Source organism: Citrobacter sp. C348 (assembly GCF_047467975.1).
Classification (GTDB): Bacteria; Pseudomonadota; Gammaproteobacteria; order Enterobacterales; family Enterobacteriaceae; genus Citrobacter; species Citrobacter gillenii.
Map to the genome: position 1 here is coordinate 22910 of NZ_JASJUJ010000012.1, position 17988 is coordinate 40897.

Consider the following 17988-nt stretch of genomic DNA (forward strand, 5'->3'; position numbering starts at 1 on the left):
TATTGAGACCTTTATCTGCGCCGTGCCTCAGAGCTTAGTCAGACAGTAGTCCCGACAACCGCAGGGATTTTATGTATAATTGCGGCCTTTTTCGGCAATCTGCCATTTTTTGGGCGCTTTTGCCCCTGCTGACTTTTGAGGAAATCCACATGTCATTACCACACTGCCCACAATGCAACTCCGAATACACCTACGAAGATAACGGCATGTTCATCTGCCCGGAATGCGCTCACGAATGGAACGATGCTGAACCCGCGCATGACAGCGACGAACTGATCGTGAAAGACGCTAACGGTAACCTGCTGGCCGACGGCGACAGCGTAATCGTCGTGAAAGATCTGAAGGTCAAAGGTAGCTCTTCCATGCTGAAGATCGGTACCAAAGTGAAAAACATCCGCCTGGTGGAAGGCGACCACAACATCGATTGCAAGATTGATGGATTCGGCCCGATGAAACTGAAATCCGAGTTTGTGAAAAAGAACTAATTTTGTTGGCCGGATAAGGCGTTAGTCGCCATCCGGCTTTTATTGCCCGGTGGCGCTTCGCTTACCAGGCCTACGCTAACTACACTTAACGGGCTTCTTTTACCTGAGGTAAAGATCATGTCGTTAAGTCCCTACATCTCTTTTGCAGGCAACTGCGCTGACGCCATTGCGTACTACCAACAGACGCTGGGCGCAGAACTGCTCTACAAAATCAACTTCGGTGAAATGCCCCAGTCGGCGCAGGACAGTGAAGAGGGTTGCCCTTCTGGAATCAAATTCCCTGATACCGCCATCGCCCACGCCAACCTGCGCGTTGCGGGCAGCGACATCATGATGAGCGACGGCGTCGCGACGGGAAAAGCCCATTACTCCGGCTTCACGCTGGTCCTCGACACGCAGGATGTCAACGAAGGGAAGCGCTGGTTTGACAACCTGGCAGCAACAGGTCAAATCGAAATGGACTGGCAGGAAACATTCTGGGCGCACGGTTTCGGTAAAGTCACCGACCAGTACGGTGTGCCGTGGATGATCAACGTCGTCAAACAGCAGCAGCCCCCCACGGAGTAATCCTACGGGAGGCTTGTCCTCCCGTACTGTCATCAAATATCGCTCAACTCTTCATCTTCGAGTAACCATCCCTTAACGAAAATGTCACATTAATCCGCCACGATGGGGCCACTTTTTTAGGGAGGCCGCATCATGCAAACGGTTATTCGCGTCGAGAAACTCTCCAAATCATTCAATCATCATCAGGCGCTGAATGCGGTTGATCTGACTATCCATTCCGGTGAGATGGTGGCTCTGCTTGGGCCATCAGGTTCCGGCAAATCCACCCTTTTACGTCATTTAAGCGGGTTGATTACCGGTGATAAATCGCCAGGTAGCCACGTCGAGCTATTAGGCCGCACGGTACAACGTGAAGGCCGACTGGCGCGTGACATCCGCAAAAGCCGTGCCCACACGGGCTATATCTTCCAACAGTTCAATCTGGTGAACCGTCTCACCGTGCTGGAGAACGTGCTGATTGGCGCGCTCGGCAGCACGCCGTTCTGGCGCACCTGTTTTAGCTGGTTTACGCCACAGCAGAAGCAACGGGCGTTACAGGCGCTGACCCGCGTTGGCATGGCGCACTTTGCCTATCAGCGCGTTTCTACGCTCTCCGGCGGACAGCAGCAGCGCGTCGCCATCGCCCGCGCCCTGATGCAACAGGCAAAAGTGATCCTCGCCGATGAGCCGATTGCCTCGCTGGACCCGGAATCTGCACGCATCGTGATGGACACCCTGCGCGACATTAACCAGACCGACGGCATCACCGTCGTGGTCACGCTGCATCAGGTGGATTACGCCCTGCGCTACTGCGAACGCATTGTTGCGCTGCGCCAGGGACACGTCTTCTACGACGGCAGCAGCCAACAGTTTGATAACGATCGTTTTGACCATCTCTACCGCAGCATGAACCGCGTCGACCAGAACGCACAGGCTGCCTGACATCCCCACAATGAGGAATGGAAATGAGTTATAAGACAGTTGCCGCGCTGGCCTTCACCAGCATGTTTAGTCTCAGCACCTTCTTAAGCCCGGCATATGCCGAAGAACAGGAAAAAGCGCTGAACTTTGGCATTATTTCGACCGAATCACAGCAAAACCTGAAGCCACAGTGGGAACCGTTCCTGAAGGACATGGAAAAATCGCTGGGCGTCAAAGTCAATGCCTTCTTCGCCCCGGACTACGCCGGGATCATCCAGGGCATGCGCTTTAACAAAGTCGATATCGCCTGGTACGGCAACCTCTCGGCGATGGAAGCGGTGGATCGCGCCAATGGACAGGTCTTCGCCCAGACCGTCGCGGCAGACGGATCGCCGGGTTACTGGAGCGTATTGATCGTCAATAAAGACAGTCCGATCAACAATCTGAACGATCTGATCGCCAAACGTAAGGATCTCACCTTCGGCAACGGCGATCCAAACTCCACCTCGGGCTACCTCGTCCCTGGTTACTACGTCTTCGCAAAAAACAACATTGCTGCCAGCGACTTCAAGCGCACCGTTAACGCCGGGCATGAAACCAACGCCCTGGCCGTTGCCAACAAACAGGTCGATGTCGCTACCAACAACACAGAAAACCTCGACAAGTTAAAAACCTCTGCACCGGAAAAATTGAAAGCGCTGAAGGTTATCTGGAAGTCACCGCTGATCCCAGGCGATCCGATCGTCTGGCGCAAAAATCTCTCCGAAACCACCAAAGACAAGGTGTACGACTTCTTCATGAATTACGGCAAAACGCCGGAAGAGAAAGCCACGCTGGAACGCCTGGGCTGGGCGCCGTTCCGCGCCTCCAGCGATCTGCAACTGGTACCGATTCGCCAGCTGGCGCTGTTTAAAGAGATGCAGGGCGTGAAGGACAACAAGGGCCTGAACGCGGAAGAGAAAACCAGCAAAACCTCGGTGATTAAGGCGCAACTGGATGACCTTGACCGCCTGACCGCCGCGCTGGGTGCCATGACCAGCGTCACCAAAGCGGTGCAGTAAGCCTGATGCCCGGTGGCGCTTCGCTTACCGGGCCTACAGGACATCGTAGGCCGGATAAGGCGCAAGCGCCGCCATCCGGCAATAACCGACGCACGGAGCTAAACATGCAAACCATCACCGTCGCCCCGCCCAAGCGTAGCTGGTTCTCGCTGCTGAGCTGGGCCCTTCTTCTCGCCGTGCTGATCGTGTCGTGGAAAGGGGCCGAAATGGCACCGCTCACGCTGATCGAGGATTCCGGCAATATGGCGACCTTCGCCGCCGACTTCTTCCCGCCGGACTTCAGCCAGTGGCAGGACTATCTCAGCGAAATGGCCGTCACCCTGCAAATCGCCGTCTGGGGAACCGCCCTCGCCGTGGTGCTGTCGATTCCTTTCGGCCTGATGTGCGCCGACAACCTCGTGCCGTGGTGGATTTACCAGCCGATGCGTCGCCTGATGGACGCCTGTCGCGCCATCAACGAAATGGTCTTCGCCATGCTGTTTGTGGTTGCGGTCGGTCTCGGGCCGTTCGCCGGAGTGATGGCGCTGTTTATCCACACCACCGGGGTGCTCTCCAAGCTACTTTCCGAGGCGGTAGAAGCCATTGAGCCGGGTCCGGTCGAAGGCATTCGCGCCACGGGTGCTAACAAAATTGAAGAGATCCTCTACGGCGTGCTGCCGCAGGTCATGCCGCTACTCATCTCCTACTCGCTGTACCGCTTTGAGTCCAATGTCCGCTCCGCCACGGTGGTCGGCATGGTTGGCGCAGGCGGCATCGGCGTGACGTTATGGGAGGCGATTCGCGGCTTTCAGTTCCAGCAAACCTGCGCCCTGATGGTGTTAATCATCGTCACCGTCAGCCTGCTGGATTTCCTCTCTCAGCGTTTGCGTAAGCACTTCATCTAATCAGCGAGGCATTGATTGCTATGCACTTGTCTACACATCCGACCAGTTATCCGACGCGTTATCAGGAAATTGCCGCCAGACTTGAGCAGGAGCTTCGTCAACATTATCGCTGCGGTGACTACCTACCGGCCGAACATCAGCTTGCCGCCCGCTATGAGGTTAACCGCCACACGCTGCGCCGCGCCATTGACCAGTTGGTCGAACGCGGCTGGGTACAGCGCCGTCAGGGTATCGGCGTGCTGGTGCTGATGCGCCCGTTCGATTACCCGCTGAATGCCCAGGCGCGCTTCAGTCAGAACCTGCTGGACCAGGGCAGTCATCCCACCAGCGAAAAACTGCTGGCGGTGCTGCGCCCAGCCTCCAGCCATATTGCCGACGCGCTCGGCGTCACCGAGGGCGACAACGTCATCCATTTGCGCACTCTGCGCCGGGTGAACGGCATCGCGCTCTGTCTTATCGACCACTATTTTTCTGACCTCACCCTCTGGCCTCTACTGCAAGGCTTTAACCACGGCTCGCTGCATGACTACCTGCGCGAGCAGTCGGGTCTGGTGCTTAAGCGCACACAGACGCGCATCAGCGCCCGCCGCGCACAGGCCAAAGAGAGCAAGGTGCTGGAAATCCCCAACATGGCGCCGCTGCTGTGTGTGCGCACCCTGAACCACCGTGAAGGCAAAGAACATGCGGCGGAATACTCCGTCAGCCTGACCCGCGCCGACATGATCGAATTCACCATGGAGCACTGAATGCATTTCGATATCGCCACCCGCCAGCGCTGGATGCGCGCGCTGGCTTACAGCAACGCTGAAGACCTGAATGCGCGCATCAACGCGCTGAAACTGACGCCGGACTATGAACTGATCCGTGCACCGGAAAGCGGGCTGATGCAGATCCAGGCCCGCATGGGCGGCACCGGCAACCGTTTTTTTGCCGGTGATACCACGCTTACACGCGCAGTGGTACGCCTGAAGAGCGGCACGCTGGGTTATAGCTACCTGCTGGGACGCAACAAACCCCACGCCGAGCAGTGCGCGGTGATTGACGCGCTGCTGCAGGAACAAACGCATTTCCACAACCTAATGGAAACCTTAATTGCCCCGCTGGAAGCGGAACGCGATGCGCTGATTAGCGCACGCCGTGCCGAAGTCAACGCCAGCCGGGTCGACTTCTTCACGCTGGTACGCGGAGATAACGCATGACACGATCTACGGCACTACAGACCGCCTTTAACTTACCCGTCCAGGATGCGCAGCAGTGCTTTCGTCGCCTGCTGAAAGCCATGAGCGAGCCGGGCGTAATTGTCGCCCTGCATCAGCTGAAACACGGCTGGCAGCCGCTGGGTCTGGCAACCACCAGCGTGCTGCTGACCCTGGTTGACGGTGATACCCCGGTGTGGCTGGCCCCCTCGATGGATAACGATATTGCCCGACAGAACCTGCGTTTTCACACCAATGCCCCACTGGTAGAACAGCCGCAACAGGCCGCCTTTGCCATCGCCGATAACCGTATTAGCAGCGAACAGCTCAACGCCCTCTCTTCCGGTTCCGCCGTGGCACCAGAGACCAGCGCCACCCTGATTGTGCAGATCGCAGGCTTAAGCGGCGGACGCATGCTGCGCCTGACCGGGGCCGGTATCGCCGAAGAACGGATGATCGCCCCGCAGTTACCGGAATGCCTGATTCATGAACTGACCGAGCGCCCGCATCCGTTCCCGCTGGGGATTGATCTGATCCTCACCTGCGGCGAACGGCTGCTGGCTATTCCGCGAACCACCCACGTGGAGGTGTGCTGATGTACGTTGCCGTCAAAGGGGGCGAGAAGGCAATAGCCAACGCCCACGCACTGCAGGATAACCGACGCCGAGGCGATGCGCACATTGCCGAACTGAGCGTGGCGCAAATCGAACAGCAGATGAACCTCGCCGTTGACCGGGTCATGACTGAAGGCGGTATCGCCGACCGTGAACTGGCGGCACTGGCGCTCAAGCAGGCCAGCGGCGACAACATTGAAGCCATCTTTTTGCTACGCGCTTACCGCACGACGCTGGCAAAACTGGCGGTGAGCGAGCCGGTCAACAGCGCAGAGATGCGCCTGGAACGGCGTATTTCCGCCGTCTACAAGGATATTCCCGGCGGGCAGTTGCTGGGTTCAACTTACGACTATACCCACCGCCTGCTTGATTTCACTCTGCTGGCCAACGGCGAGACGCCGCCGCTGCGCGCCGCGGAGAGTGAACAGGACGCCGCCCCGCACGTCTTCTCCCTGCTGGAAAATCAGGGGCTGGCGAAGCACGAAGAGGACGACGGCGCTCAGCCCGATGACATCACCCGCACGCCGCCGGTGTACCCCTGCTCGCGCGCCTCGCGCCTGCAACAGCTAATGCGCGGCGACGAAGGGTATCTGCTGGCGCTGGCTTACTCCACCCAGCGCGGCTACGGGCGCAATCACCCGTTTGCCGCCGAGATCCGCAGCGGCTATGTGGCGCTGGAAATAGTACCGGAAGAGCTGGGATTTGCGGTAAACGTCGGCGAACTGCTGATGACCGAATGCGAAATGGTGAACGGCTTTGTCGCGCCAGAAAATGACTCTCCCCATTTTACCCGCGGCTACGGGCTGGTGTTCGGCATGAGCGAACGCAAAGCGATGGCAATGGCGCTGGTAGACCGCGCCCTACAGGCACCCGACTACGATGAAACGGTCACGGGACCGGCGCAGGACGAAGAGTTCGTGCTGGCGCATGCGGATAACGTCGAGGCGGCGGGTTTTGTTTCGCACCTCAAACTCCCCCACTACGTCGATTTCCAGGCCGAGCTGGAACTGCTCAAACGCCTGCAACAGGAGGCCGTCCGTGACCGCTAATCTTTCCGGCTACAACTTTGCTTATCTCGATGAACAAACGAAACGCATGATCCGCCGGGCACTGCTGAAAGCGGTCGCCATTCCGGGGTACCAGGTGCCGTTCGGCGGGCGTGAAATGCCCATGCCCTACGGCTGGGGCACCGGCGGTATTCAGCTTACCGCCAGCGTGATAGGTGAAGCTGACGTACTGAAGGTCATCGACCAGGGCGCGGATGACACCACCAATGCGGTGTCCATTCGCAACTTCTTCAGGCACGTGACCGGGGTTAACACCACCGACGCGACCTGCGACGCGACGCTTATTCAGACCCGTCACCGCATCCCGGAAACACCGCTCACGGAAGATCAAATTATTATTTTCCAGGTGCCGATCCCCGAGCCGCTGCGCTTTATCGAACCGCGCGAAACGGAAACCCGCACCATGCACGCGCTGGAAGAGTACGGCGTGATGCAGGTGAAGCTGTATGAGGATATCGCCCGCTTCGGCCATATCGCCACCACCTACGCCTATCCGGTCAAAGTTAACGGACGCTATGTGATGGATCCGTCGCCGATCCCGAAATTCGACAACCCAAAAATGGACAGGATGCCCGCCCTGCAACTGTTCGGAGCCGGGCGCGAAAAACGTATCTACGCCGTGCCGCCGTATACCCAAGTCGAAAGCCTCGATTTCGACGATCACCCGTTTACCGTACAGAGCTGGGATGAGCCCTGCGCCATCTGCGGTTCAACGCACAGCTATCTCGACGAAGTGGTGCTCGACGACAGCGGCAAACGGATGTTTGTCTGCTCCGACACCGACTACTGCCGCCAACAGAGCGAGGCACTAAGCCAATGACGCAACCGCTGCTTTCCGTCAATAACCTGACCCATCTCTACGCGCCGGGCAAAGGCTTCAGCGATGTCTCTTTTGACCTGTGGCCTGGCGAAGTGCTGGGCATTGTGGGCGAGTCCGGCTCCGGCAAAACGACCCTGCTGAAGTCGATTTCCTCGCGCCTGACGCCGCAATCTGGCGAGATTTTGTATCAAAACCGTTCGCTGTACGGCATGAGCGAAGCCGACCGTCGCCGCCTGCTGCGCACCGAATGGGGTGTGGTACATCAGCACCCGATGGACGGCTTGCGCCGTCAGGTTTCGGCGGGCGGTAATATCGGCGAACGCCTGATGGCCACCGGCGCACGCCACTATGGCGACATCCGCGCCACCGCGCAGCGCTGGCTGACCGACGTCGAAATTCCCGCCTCACGCATCGACGATCTGCCGACCACCTTCTCCGGCGGCATGCAGCAACGTTTACAGATTGCCCGCAACCTCGTCACCCATCCCAGGCTGGTATTTATGGATGAACCGACCGGCGGGCTGGACGTCTCGGTGCAGGCCAAACTGCTGGACCTGCTACGTGGCCTGGTGGTGGAACTGGATTTAGCGGTGGTGATTGTCACCCATGATTTGGGCGTGGCGCGCCTGCTGGCAGACCGTTTACTGGTGATGAAACAGGGCCAGGTGGTGGAAAGTGGATTAACCGACCGCGTGCTCGACGATCCGCATCATCCGTACACCCAGTTGCTGGTGTCATCCGTTTTGCAAAATTGAGGTTGCTGTTGCCGGGTGGCGCTGCGCTTACCCGGCCTACGAACAGCGCACCTGTAGGCCGGGTAAGGCGTAGCCGCCACCCGGCATCCCGAACCACGAGGCCAACATGATCCGCGTAGAAAATGTCAGTAAAACCTTTGTGCTCCACCAGCAAAACGGCGTGCGCCTGCCGGTGCTGAAAAATGCCTCCCTTGGGGTCAACAACGGCGAATGCGTGGTGCTGCACGGCCACTCGGGCAGCGGAAAATCAACGCTGCTGCGTTCGCTGTACGCCAACTATCTGCCGGACACCGGCCATATTCATATTCAGCACGGCGACGAGTGGGTGGATCTGGTGCAGGCTCCGGCGCGTAAAGTGCTGGAAGTGCGCCGTTCCACCATCGGCTGGGTCAGCCAGTTCCTGCGCGTGATCCCCAGGGTCTCGGCGCTGGACGTGGTGATGCAACCGCTGCTGGATCTGGGCGTCTCCCGCGACGTGTGTGCGGCGAAAGCGGCGCGCCTGCTGGAACGTCTGAACGTACCAGAACAACTGTGGCATCTCGCACCGTCGACCTTTTCCGGCGGCGAGCAGCAGCGCGTCAACATTGCGCGCGGGTTTATCGTCGATTACCCAATTTTACTGCTCGATGAGCCCACCGCGTCGCTGGACGCCAAAAACAGCGCTGCCGTGGTGACACTGATTGAAGAAGCCAAAACGCGTGGCGCGGCAATTGTCGGTATTTTTCACGATGAGAACGTTCGCGAGCGCGTGGCGGACCGTTTGCACCTGATGGGAACAACAGCATGATTATCAACAATGTAAAGCTGGTGCTGGACGACGAGGTGGTGCAAGGATCGCTGGAAATGGAAGACGGCGTTATTCGCGCCTTTACCGAAAGCCAGAGCCGTCTGCCCGAGGCGCTGGACGGCGAAGGTGGCTGGCTGCTGCCGGGGCTTATCGAACTGCATACCGATAATCTCGACAAATTCTTCACTCCGCGCCCGAAGGTGGACTGGCCCGCGCATTCGGCGATGAGCAGCCATGACGCGCTGATGGTCGCCAGCGGTATCACCACCGTGCTGGATGCCGTGGCGATTGGCGATGTTCGCGACGGCGGCGATCGCCTGGAAAATCTGGAAAAGATGATCAATGCGGTGGAAGAAACGCAGAAGCGCGGGGTCAACCGCGCCGAGCATCGCCTGCACCTGCGCTGCGAACTGCCGCATCACACCACCCTGCCGCTGTTTGAAAAACTGGTCGGGCGCGAACCGGTGACGCTGGTTTCACTGATGGATCACTCGCCGGGCCAGCGCCAGTTCGCCAACCGCGAAAAATACCGGGAATATTATCAGGGCAAGTATTCACTCACCGATGAGCAGATGGCCCGCTATGAAGAGGAGCAGTTAGCCCTCGCGGCGCGCTGGTCGCAGCCCAACCGCACGGCCATCGCGCAGATGTGTCGCGAACGCCATATTGCGCTGGCAAGCCACGACGACGCTACCCATGACCATGTGCTCGAATCACATCAACTTGGCAGCGTGATCGCCGAGTTTCCCACCACCTTTGCAGCCGCAGAGGCTTCACGCCAGCACGGCATGAACGTGCTGATGGGCGCACCCAATATCGTGCGCGGCGGCTCGCACTCCGGCAACGTCGCGGCACATAAGCTGGCTGAACTGGGGCTGTTGGATATTCTCTCGTCTGATTACTACCCGGCCAGCCTGCTCGACGCAGCGTTTCGTGTGGCAGACGACGATGCCAACCGTTTCACGCTGGCGCAGGCGATTCATCTGGTGACCCGTAATCCGGCGCGGGCGCTGAATCTCGACGATCGCGGCGTCATCGCCGAGGGTAAACGCGCGGATCTGGTGCTGGCGCACCGCAAAGGCGATCACGTGCATATCGACCACGTCTGGCGGCAGGGAAAAAGGGTGTTCTGACTATGGGAAAACTGATCTGGCTGATGGGGCCGTCCGGCTCCGGTAAGGACAGCCTGCTGGCCGAACTCCGCCAGCAGGAACAGGCGCAACTGCTGGTGGCGCATCGTTACATTACCCGGGCCGCCAACGCCGGGAATGAAAACCATATTGCGCTGAGCGAACAAGAGTTTTTCACCCGCGCCGGACAGAACCTGCTGGCGCTGAGCTGGCATGCCAACGGCTTGTACTACGGCGTCGGCGTGGAGATTGACCTCTGGCTACACGCCGGTTTTGATGTGGTGGTCAACGGCTCCCGCGCCCATCTGCCGCAGGCGCAAGCACGCTATGAGGACACCTTGCTGCCCATCAGCCTGCAGGTGTCCCCGGACATTTTACGCCAGCGCCTGCAGGCACGTGGACGCGAGAGCGAGACGGAGATCGCCGCCCGCCTCGAACGTGCCGCCCGCTACGCACCGTTTGGCTGTCACACGCTCAATAACGATGGAAGTTTGCTACAGTCAGTCGATACATTGCTCACACTGATGGGACGCAAGGAGAAGAAACATGTCTGCCTGTGAATTACGCCGCGCCACGCTGTACGATGTCGATGCGGTTTACGCGCTGATCTGCGAGTTGAAGCAGGGAAAATTCGACCTCGAGGCTTTTAGTGCCGGGTATGCGGCCAATCTGCAGGATCCCAACATGCGCTACCAGTTGGCGCTGCTCGACGGACAGGTCGTCGGGATGATTGGTTTGCATCTGCAATTTCATCTGCACCACGCCAACTGGATCGGCGAGATCCAGGAATTAGTGGTGATGCCGCAGGCGCGCGGGCTAAAAGTGGGCAGCCAGCTGCTGGCCTGGGCCGAAGAGACGGCGCGTGAAGCAGGCGCGGAAATGACCGAGCTGTCCACCAGCATTCAACGCCACGATGCGCACCGCTTTTACCTGCGCGAAGGCTATTTACAGAGTCATTTTCGATTCACCAAACCGTTATAGGGGGAGCCATGAGTCTGACCATTACGTTAACGGGCACCGGCGGCGCGCAGCTGGTTCCGGCATTTGGCTGCGACTGCCCCGCCTGTCAGCGAGCGCGTATCCAATCGCAATATCGCCGCCGCCACTGTAGCGGCGTGGTCAAATTCAACCATGCCGTGACGCTGCTCGACGCGGGGATCCCGCACCTGATGGACGACTGGCCAGCGGGCAGCTTCCGCCAGTTTCTGCTCACTCACTACCACATGGATCATGTTCAGGGACTGTTTCCGCTGCGCTGGGGCGTGGGAAAAACGATCCCGGTATACGGGCCGCCGGACGAACAAGGCTGCGACGATCTGTTTAAGCATCCCGGCATTCTCGACTTCAGCCACACCGTCGAACCGTTTGTGGTGTTTGATTTGCAGGGGTTACAGGTGACACCGCTGCCGCTCAACCACTCAAAGCTGACGTTTGGCTATCTGCTGGAAACCGCGCACAGCCGCGTGGCGTGGCTCTCTGATACCGCCGGGCTGCCCGACAAAACGCTGAAATTTCTGCGCAACAATCAGCCGCAGGCGATGATCATCGACTGTAGCCATGCCCCGCGCACGCAACCACCGCGCAATCACTGCGATGTAAATACCGTGATTGCGCTCAATGACGTTATCCGCTGCCCACGGGTGATTCTGACCCACATCAGCCATCAGTTCGACGAGTGGCTAATGCATAATCCGCTACCGACAGGCATCGAAGCCGGGTATGACGGCATGGAGATTGTGCTGGATTAAGCGGTGACACGTCATAATAAGACTTGTTAACAGGTCTTTCCCATCCTATATTAAGACCAGTTAAATGGTCTTTAGGAGTGATTATGCCGCATATCATTTTAAGCGATACCACCGCCAGCGTGAGTGAGCTGAAAAAGAACCCGATGGCGACTGTTAGCGCAGGTGATGGGTTTCCGGTCGCAATCCTGAACCGTAACCAGCCCGCCTTTTATTGTGTTCCAGCTGCGCTTTACGAAAAAATGCTAGATGCACTGGACGATCAGCAACTGGTTAAATTAGTCCATGAACGGAGCCAACAGCCGCTGGTGGATGTTGATCTGGACAGTTATTTATGAGTTATACGGTAAAGTTCAGGGAAGATGCGCTGAAAGAATGGCAAAAACTGGATAAAACCATTCAGCAGCAGTTTGCCAGAGAACTCAAGAAATGCTGTGAAAATCCGCATGTCCCCTCCGCAAAGCTCAGGGGAATAAAAGATTGCTATAAAATCAAACTACGCACTTCAAGGTTCCGTCTTGTTTATCAAGTTATTGACGACACCCTGGTCATCGCTGTCGTTGCCGTCGGTAAACGCGAGCGTAGTGAAGTTTATAATCTTGCCAGCGAAAGACTACGTTAACGATCGTAATCGTCTTCCATTCTACGTTCTTCATCTTCCAGCTGACGCCGTTCCTGATCGAGCCGACGCTGGCGGTCATCCAGCTGCCGACGGCGGTCTTCAAACTGGCGACGACGATCGTCATACTGCCTGCGGCGATCGTCGCTTACCTGGCGTTGCCAGCTTTCATCGCGCGAGTCGTCGTAATCCCGATTATTATCAGGCTTATAGGCGTCGCTGACGGCGCGTTGAATATTGCCGATAGCATCATCAATAATATCCGCCTGTGCCGAAATACCGGGCAACATCAGTAAACTGAATAAAAAGAACGTCGGGGTACGTTGCATAAAACCAGCCTCATCAAGAAACTCGCCCCACGGTAATCAAAGCGCCTGCTCGCGAGTAGCGGAGGAATCTCAATTACGCGAGTGGCGCAGCGCCTGCGCCAGCTCCCCCCGGGTAAACGGTTTTCGCAATAGCGCCACCTCCGGCAGGGCCGGGTTATGTGCCGGACGCAAATCCTGACCGCTGATCAGCAATATACTCAACTGCGGGTAATGCTTTAGCGCATGGTTAACCACATCCACGCCGCTTAATCCACCGGGCAGCATGAGGTCGCTGATCAGAATATCAATCTCTGATGACGCGGCGAGCAGATGCATTGCCTGCTCGCCGTTGGCGGCTTCTAACGTCAGATAACCCAGCAGGTGCAGTTGCTCACACAACGTCTGGCGCACATCGGCCTCATCTTCGAGCACCAACACCAGCTTCTCAGCGTTGTTCGCCGCGTGTTCCACCACAGGGATGTCCTGAGGCAGCACCGGCACAATGGCGCGCGGGAGCTGTAACCGGACCGTGGCTCCCTGCCCCGGCGCGCTCTCAATTTCCACCCGACCACCGGACTGACGCACAAAACCGTACACCATCGACAGGCCCAGTCCGCTGCCGCTGCCGGTCTGTTTGGTGGTGAAGAACGGTTCAAAGACCTGCGCTTTGATCTCCTGCGACATCCCACAGCCCTGGTCGGCTACCTCCAGCATCACCATGTCCTGCTTGCGTCCGTCGCTGCGTGTGACCCGCTGATTCCAGCTGCGAATTTTAATCGTGCCCGCCTGCCCGTCCATCGCGTCACGGGCGTTCATCACCAGATTAATAATGGCGTTTTCCAGCTGGCTGACGTCGATCCACGCCGGCCAGGCGGGTGACTGGGCTTCAATCTCCAGCGTCATCGTCGCCGGTAGCGAATGGCGCATCAGCTCCCCCAGGTTCTCCAGCAACGTTTTCAGCTCCACCGCATGTGGGTGCAACGATTGCTTGCGCGAAAAAGCCAGCAGTCGCTGAGTCAGTAGCGCCCCGCGCTCGGCGGCTTTTAGCGCCCGGTTGATACGCGGCGCATCGGGCGAGTCCGGACTGACCAAATCCAGGCTGCCGATAATCACCGCCAGCAGGTTATTGAAATCATGCGCGAGCCCGCCCGTCAGTTGTCCCACCGCCTTCAGCTTTTGGCTGTGCAGCAGCGCTTCTTCCAGCCCCTGACGCTCGGTACGGTCGATTTCCATCTGCGTGGTTTTTTCTTTCAGCAGCCGGGTGGTGTGCTCGAGCGACGCTGTATTGCGGGCAAACACGCTAAAGGCGCGCGCCAGCTCACCCAGCTCATCGCGCCGCTGCAGAGCCGGCACGCTGACGTCTGACTCACCATGCGCCAGCCGGGTCATCGCCCGCGAGATAGCCGTCAGGTTCGAACCTAAGTTGCGGTAGATATACCAGCCGGCAAAGCCGGTGATCACCACCGCCAGCAGTGCAAAAATCATGATAAACAGCACGCCGGACTGCAGTTCCTGATGGCTTTGCGCCACCCGCTGCTCGGAGATACTCGCCACCTGTGAGACATACTGGTTGATATCGCTATTGAGGATCGCCACCAGCGCTTTGATATGGAACATATACCAGCTGATCGCCAGGTCACTCTGCTCCAGCGCGGACGACAGCGGCTCCAGCTTATGCAGTTCCAGGTTGAAGTCGCCAAGAATACGATTCACCAACTGGCTGGGGTTTTGCAGAACAAGCGCGGGCATCACGCCGCCCAGTTGTTTGATTACCGAGCGCGGTGTCGGCGTTTCAATGGCGGCAACGATTAGGCGGTCCATCTGCCTCAGCAGCGCGTCATCCTGCGCGCCGGTGAGTTTTTGTAGATGGCGTAAATAACTTTGATTCTGGTACAGCGAACTGAGCAGCGCGTTACGTTCCAGATGTCGTAACTGCCCGCGTTGTAGCATGCCTTCCACACTACTTTGCAGTTCGTTACTGCGCTGGATAATGCGCTCGACCAGCCCCGGTTCCTGCTGCGCCAGCGGGGCGCTGGCCAACTGTTCCAGCGACTGTTTCAGCGCGCGCTGGGTCTCCTGCAGCCGTTCCGCTTCCCCCTTATATTCCAGGGCGCCCACTACCTGTGAGAGCCGCACCGCCGCCGTCGCCACGTTCGCCGTGTCGCGCGCCAGATTCATGCTGCCGGTCATGTCATCAACGGTTTGCTGTTGCACCTGTTCCTGGATCTGGCTGGCGTGCTGAAACCCCAGCACCGCCACGCCGCTGACCATCAGCGTGACCGCCACCACCAGCAGATTGAAGAACAGCAATCGCCCGCGCGCACTGGCGAAAAAGTGACGTCCGGGTTGCGGCATATCACGCTCCATGAAGAAAAATCGCAATATGACAAATATGAACGGCTTCTGACATTTTGCATTTACATTCCTGTGATGGACTGCTGATATCGGCCACCCCGCAGGAGATCCGTTATGAGCAAGACACCGGTTCTGGAGATGCGCAACATTGCCAAAGCATTCGGCAAATTTTACGCGCTGAAAGGGGTCGATTTAACAGTGTGGTCCGGCGAAATCCACGCCCTGATGGGTGAAAACGGCGCCGGGAAAAGTACCCTGATGAAGATCCTCGCCGGGGCCTATACCGCCACCAGCGGTGAGATCTTAATTGACGGTCAGCCCTTTCATATTCGCGGACCCAAGGATGCGCTGAGCGCTGGCATCACGCTGATTTATCAGGAGATGCAGCTCGCGCCAAATCTGACGGTGGCGGAAAATATCTTTCTTGGCAGCGAACTGTCGCGCGGTGGTCTGGTACAGCGCAAAGAGATGGTGATGCAGGCGCAAAAGGTCATCGACCGGCTCGGGGCACAGTTTAAGGCCAGCGATCGGGTCATGACGCTGACCATCGCCGAGCAGCAGCAGGTCGAAATCGCCCGCGCCCTGCACCGTAACAGCCGCATCCTGGTCATGGATGAACCCACCGCCGCCCTCTCTTCACGTGAAACCCACCGCCTGTTTGAGCTGATCATGCGCCTGCGTGATGAAGGGATGGCAATTATCTACATCAGCCACCGCATGGCGGAAGTATATGAACTTTCGGATCGCGTCAGCGTGTTGCGCGACGGGCAGTACGTCGGCAGCCTGACCCGCGACAAGCTTAACGCCTCTGAACTGGTGCGCATGATGGTCGGCCGCCCGTTAAGCGATCTGTTCAACAAAGAACGCGATATCCCTTTAGGCAAGGCGCGCCTGAACGTGCATCACCTGACCGATGGCAACAAAGTCCAGCCGTGCAGTTTACTGGTGCGTTCCGGGGAGATTGTCGGCCTGGCCGGGCTGGTCGGTGCCGGTCGCTCCGAGCTGGCGCAGCTGATTTTTGGCGTGCGCAAAGCCATCAGCGGCATGATTGAAGTCGACGGCGAGCCGGTGGTGATCCACTCCCCGCGTGAGGCCATCGACCACGGCATCGGCTTTCTGACCGAGAACCGTAAAGAACAGGGGCTGTTTTTAGAGCTGGCAGCGGCAGAAAACATCACCATGGCCACGCTGGAGCGTGACGCCAACTGGGGCATGCTGAACCGCAAAAAAGCGCAGACCATCTCCGATGACGCCATTCAGTTGCTCAACATCCGCGTACCCCACGCGCAGGTCCGCGCGGGCGGACTGTCCGGCGGCAATCAGCAAAAATTACTTATCTCTCGCTGGGTGGCGATTGGCCCACGCATTTTGATCCTCGACGAACCCACGCGCGGCGTGGACGTCGGCGCCAAAAGCGAGATCTACCGGATCATGAACGAGATGGCGCGCAAAGGTGTGGCGATCTTAATGATCTCCAGCGAACTGCCGGAAGTGGTCGGCATGAGTGACCGGGTGTACGTGATGCGCGAAGGCAGTATTGCCGGTGAGCTGAACGGACAAAGCATTACTCAGGAAAATATTATGACGCTGGCAACCGGCGTGAACGACTCCCATCATCAGGCGGTGTCCCATGAATAATCCAACCCCTTCCCAGCCGGTGGCCAAATCCGCCTCGGCGAAAAAAATGTTGATGGGCGATCTGATGCAAACGGTCGGTATCTTGCCCATTTTAATCCTGATTGTGGCGGTATTTGGTTTTATCGCACCCAACTTTTTTACCGAAAGTAACCTGCTCAACATCACCCGTCAGGCGTCGATCAACATCGTGCTGGCAGCGGGGATGACCTTCATCATTCTCACCGGTGGGATCGACCTTTCCGTCGGTTCCATTCTCGGCACCACCGCGGTGGCGGCGATGGTCGTGTCGCTGATCCCGGAGCTGGCAATGTTGTCGATCCCGGCGGCATTGATGCTTGGCCTGGCACTGGGGCTGTTTAACGGCGCACTGGTCGCCTTTGCCGGACTGCCACCGTTTATCGTCACCCTCGGCACCTATACCGCGCTGCGCGGCGCGGCTTACCTGCTGGCGGACGGCACCACGGTTATCAACTCCAATATCAGCTTCGAGTGGATCGGTAACAACTACCTCGGCCCGATCCCGTGGCTGGTGGTGATTGCGTTGGCGGTCATTGCGGTGTGCTGGTTCATTCTGCGTCGCACCACGTTGGGCGTTCATATTTACGCGGTGGGCGGCAACATGCAGGCCGCACGGTTAACCGGTATCAAAGTGTGGCTGGTGCTGCTGTTCGTCTACGGCATGAGCGGGCTGCTTTCCGGCCTCGGCGGGGTGATGAGCGCCTCGCGACTGTACAGCGCCAACGGCAACCTGGGCATGGGCTATGAGCTGGACGCCATCGCCGCGGTGATCCTCGGCGGCACCAGTTTTGTCGGCGGGATCGGCACCATCACCGGCACGCTGGTGGGGGCGTTGATTATCGCTACACTCAATAACGGCATGACGCTAATGGGCGTGTCTTATTTCTGGCAACTGGTGATCAAAGGGGCGGTGATCATCATAGCGGTGCTCATCGACAAATACCGTACCCGACACCATCAAAGTGCATAGACAAGCTTACTGGCCTACCCATTTGTAGGCCTGATAAGCACAGCGCCATCAGGCGTATAACAACAATAC

General features: G+C 58.2%; 22 protein-coding genes. 20 read left to right on the forward strand and 2 right to left on the reverse strand.

Features of this window, described 5'->3' with window-relative positions; genetic code table 11:
* Positions 1 to 149 precede the first annotated feature (149 nt).
* The 18 genes from QNN86_RS19835 to QNN86_RS19920 all read left to right on the forward strand — a co-directional run bounded on the left by QNN86_RS19835 (position 150) and on the right by QNN86_RS19920 (position 12633).
* Complete coding sequence (locus QNN86_RS19835) at positions 150 to 485, forward strand: zinc ribbon domain-containing protein YjdM (protein ID WP_414212260.1); 336 nt, start codon at positions 150 to 152, stop codon at positions 483 to 485.
* A 117-nt stretch (positions 486 to 602) separates the two neighbouring features.
* Complete coding sequence (gene yjdN, locus QNN86_RS19840; protein ID WP_414212261.1) at positions 603 to 1052, forward strand: VOC family metalloprotein YjdN; 450 nt, start codon at positions 603 to 605, stop codon at positions 1050 to 1052.
* A 132-nt stretch (positions 1053 to 1184) separates the two neighbouring features.
* Positions 1185 to 1973 (forward strand): phosphonate ABC transporter ATP-binding protein, encoded by a 789-nt coding sequence (phnC, locus tag QNN86_RS19845; RefSeq protein WP_117343576.1) that lies wholly within the window; start codon positions 1185 to 1187, stop codon positions 1971 to 1973.
* 23 nt (positions 1974 to 1996) lie between these two features.
* Positions 1997 to 3013, forward strand: a complete 1017-nt coding sequence (gene phnD / locus QNN86_RS19850; RefSeq protein ID WP_182270577.1) for a phosphonate ABC transporter substrate-binding protein — start codon at positions 1997 to 1999, stop codon at positions 3011 to 3013.
* Between the two features lie 104 nt (positions 3014 to 3117).
* Positions 3118 to 3897, forward strand: coding sequence for a phosphonate ABC transporter, permease protein PhnE (gene phnE / locus QNN86_RS19855; RefSeq protein ID WP_414212290.1), 780 nt, complete (start codon positions 3118 to 3120; stop codon positions 3895 to 3897).
* 20 nt (positions 3898 to 3917) lie between these two features.
* Positions 3918 to 4643 (forward strand): phosphonate metabolism transcriptional regulator PhnF, encoded by a 726-nt coding sequence (gene phnF / locus QNN86_RS19860; protein ID WP_414212262.1) that lies wholly within the window; start codon positions 3918 to 3920, stop codon positions 4641 to 4643.
* Entirely contained in the window at positions 4644 to 5096 is a 453-nt protein-coding gene (gene phnG / locus QNN86_RS19865) for a phosphonate C-P lyase system protein PhnG (RefSeq protein ID WP_279277367.1), read from the forward strand.
* The gene (phnH, locus tag QNN86_RS19870; protein WP_182270580.1) at positions 5093 to 5689 is read left to right on the forward strand and encodes a phosphonate C-P lyase system protein PhnH; all 597 of its coding nucleotides are present in this window, start codon (positions 5093 to 5095) and stop codon (positions 5687 to 5689) included. Before phnG ends, phnH begins: the two co-directional genes overlap by 4 nt.
* Positions 5689 to 6756: a carbon-phosphorus lyase complex subunit PhnI gene (locus QNN86_RS19875; protein WP_414212263.1), complete on the forward strand. Its 1068-nt coding sequence runs from the start codon at positions 5689 to 5691 to the stop codon at positions 6754 to 6756. Before phnH ends, QNN86_RS19875 begins: the two co-directional genes overlap by 1 nt.
* Before the next feature lie 46 nt (positions 6757 to 6802).
* Positions 6803 to 7594 carry an alpha-D-ribose 1-methylphosphonate 5-phosphate C-P-lyase PhnJ gene (locus QNN86_RS19880; RefSeq protein WP_279278129.1) on the forward strand — a complete coding sequence of 264 codons (792 nt, stop codon included), beginning with the start codon at positions 6803 to 6805 and terminating at the stop codon, positions 7592 to 7594.
* Entirely contained in the window at positions 7591 to 8349 is a 759-nt protein-coding gene (phnK, locus tag QNN86_RS19885) for a phosphonate C-P lyase system protein PhnK (protein ID WP_182270582.1), read from the forward strand. The genes QNN86_RS19880 and phnK overlap by 4 nt, the downstream gene beginning before the upstream one ends.
* A 106-nt stretch (positions 8350 to 8455) precedes the next feature.
* On the forward strand, positions 8456 to 9136 hold the full coding sequence (gene phnL / locus QNN86_RS19890; protein WP_414212264.1) for a phosphonate C-P lyase system protein PhnL: 681 nt from the start codon (positions 8456 to 8458) through the stop codon (positions 9134 to 9136).
* Complete coding sequence (phnM, locus tag QNN86_RS19895) at positions 9133 to 10269, forward strand: alpha-D-ribose 1-methylphosphonate 5-triphosphate diphosphatase (protein ID WP_182270584.1); 1137 nt, start codon at positions 9133 to 9135, stop codon at positions 10267 to 10269. The genes phnL and phnM overlap by 4 nt, the downstream gene beginning before the upstream one ends.
* Before the next feature lie 2 nt (positions 10270 to 10271).
* Positions 10272 to 10826, forward strand: coding sequence for a ribose 1,5-bisphosphokinase (phnN, locus tag QNN86_RS19900; RefSeq protein ID WP_182270585.1), 555 nt, complete (start codon positions 10272 to 10274; stop codon positions 10824 to 10826).
* Positions 10813 to 11247, forward strand: coding sequence for an aminoalkylphosphonate N-acetyltransferase (gene phnO / locus QNN86_RS19905; RefSeq protein WP_182270586.1), 435 nt, complete (start codon positions 10813 to 10815; stop codon positions 11245 to 11247). Before phnN ends, phnO begins: the two co-directional genes overlap by 14 nt.
* An 8-nt stretch (positions 11248 to 11255) precedes the next feature.
* Complete coding sequence (phnP, locus tag QNN86_RS19910; protein WP_414212265.1) at positions 11256 to 12014, forward strand: phosphonate metabolism protein PhnP; 759 nt, start codon at positions 11256 to 11258, stop codon at positions 12012 to 12014.
* 83 nt (positions 12015 to 12097) lie between these two features.
* The gene (locus QNN86_RS19915) at positions 12098 to 12349 is read left to right on the forward strand and encodes a type II toxin-antitoxin system Phd/YefM family antitoxin (RefSeq protein ID WP_414212266.1); all 252 of its coding nucleotides are present in this window, start codon (positions 12098 to 12100) and stop codon (positions 12347 to 12349) included.
* Positions 12346 to 12633: a type II toxin-antitoxin system RelE family toxin gene (locus tag QNN86_RS19920; protein ID WP_414212267.1), complete on the forward strand. Its 288-nt coding sequence runs from the start codon at positions 12346 to 12348 to the stop codon at positions 12631 to 12633. Before QNN86_RS19915 ends, QNN86_RS19920 begins: the two co-directional genes overlap by 4 nt.
* Here QNN86_RS19920 and yjdP read toward each other — a convergent pair.
* Positions 12630 to 12959 (reverse strand): DDRRRQL repeat protein YjdP, encoded by a 330-nt coding sequence (yjdP, locus tag QNN86_RS19925; protein WP_414212268.1) that lies wholly within the window; start codon positions 12957 to 12959, stop codon positions 12630 to 12632. The two genes, QNN86_RS19920 and yjdP, sit on opposite strands and share 4 nt — an antisense overlap.
* A gap of 69 nt (positions 12960 to 13028) precedes the next feature.
* Positions 13029 to 15293, reverse strand: coding sequence for an ATP-binding protein (locus tag QNN86_RS19930; protein WP_414212269.1), 2265 nt, complete (start codon positions 15291 to 15293; stop codon positions 13029 to 13031).
* 114 nt (positions 15294 to 15407) lie between these two features.
* Here QNN86_RS19930 and QNN86_RS19935 point away from each other — a divergent pair, with 114 nt between their 5' ends.
* Together QNN86_RS19935 and QNN86_RS19940 are read left to right on the forward strand one after the other, a co-directional pair.
* Entirely contained in the window at positions 15408 to 16931 is a 1524-nt protein-coding gene (locus QNN86_RS19935; protein ID WP_096758669.1) for a sugar ABC transporter ATP-binding protein, read from the forward strand.
* Positions 16924 to 17919, forward strand: a complete 996-nt coding sequence (locus tag QNN86_RS19940) for an ABC transporter permease subunit (RefSeq protein ID WP_096758670.1) — start codon at positions 16924 to 16926, stop codon at positions 17917 to 17919. The genes QNN86_RS19935 and QNN86_RS19940 overlap by 8 nt, the downstream gene beginning before the upstream one ends.
* The last annotated feature ends 69 nt before the right edge of the window (positions 17920 to 17988 follow it).